We start from the raw sequence: 814 nt of genomic DNA, 5'->3' as shown, positions 1-814 counted from the left end.
ATGACCTTGAAAGACAAATTGAAAATGTTAAAACATACATGTACGCTAAAGGTTATCAGTTTGAAATTATTACTGATATTGGAAGTGGAATTAACTACAATAAAAAAGGATTAAATCAATTAATAGACATGATAACTAATTCAGAAGTTGATAAAATAGTAGTTTTGTATAAGGACAGGTTAATTAGATTTGGATATGAACTTATAGAAAATTTATGTAATAAATATGGAACTACTATTGAAATCATAGATAATACAGAAAAGGCCGAAGAACAGGAATTAGTTGAGGATTTAGTTCAGATTGTTACCGTTTTTAGTTGTAGACTTCAAGGTAAAAAAGCAAATAAAGCTAAAAAAATGATTAAGGAGTTATTGAAGGATGATACTGTCAAAGAAGATTAGAATTATTCCAAGTGCAGAACAGGAACAAAAGCTATGGCAATCAGTTGGAACTGCAAGATTTATATATAATTGGACACTTGCAAGGCAAGAATATAATTACAAAAATGGTGGGAAGTTTATTAAAGATGGTGATTTAAGAAAAGAAATTACTTTGATGAAGAAAACAGAAGAATATAAATGGCTTAATGAGGTATCTAACAATGTAGCAAAACAAGCTGTAAAAGACGGTTGTAATGCGTATAAAAGATTTTTTAAAGGATTGGTAGATAAGCCAAAATTTAAAAGTAGAAGAAAAAGCAAACCATCATTTTATAATGACAATATAAAACTAAAAGTCAAACCTAAATTAGTTCTTATTGAAAAAGTAGGTTGGATAAAAACAGCAGAACAAATACCAATGAATGTAAAATACA

Annotated in this window: 2 protein-coding genes; both read left to right on the top strand. The window is 27.8% G+C overall.

All coding sequences use genetic code 11. The features are described 5' to 3' along the window. On the top strand, positions 1 to 401 hold a 401-nt coding region (locus tag CLTEP_RS14070; RefSeq protein WP_153016366.1), incomplete at its 5' end, for an IS607 family transposase. Further along, a partial coding sequence (locus CLTEP_RS14065; protein WP_153016365.1) for an RNA-guided endonuclease InsQ/TnpB family protein occupies positions 379 to 814 on the top strand: 436 nt, incomplete at its 3' end. The genes CLTEP_RS14070 and CLTEP_RS14065, both read left to right, overlap by 23 nt.

The organism is Clostridium tepidiprofundi DSM 19306 (assembly GCF_001594005.1).
GTDB classification, from domain to species: Bacteria; Bacillota; Clostridia; order Clostridiales; family Clostridiaceae; genus Clostridium_AC; species Clostridium_AC tepidiprofundi.
This window is presented reverse-complemented; position numbering and strand designations above follow the sequence as displayed.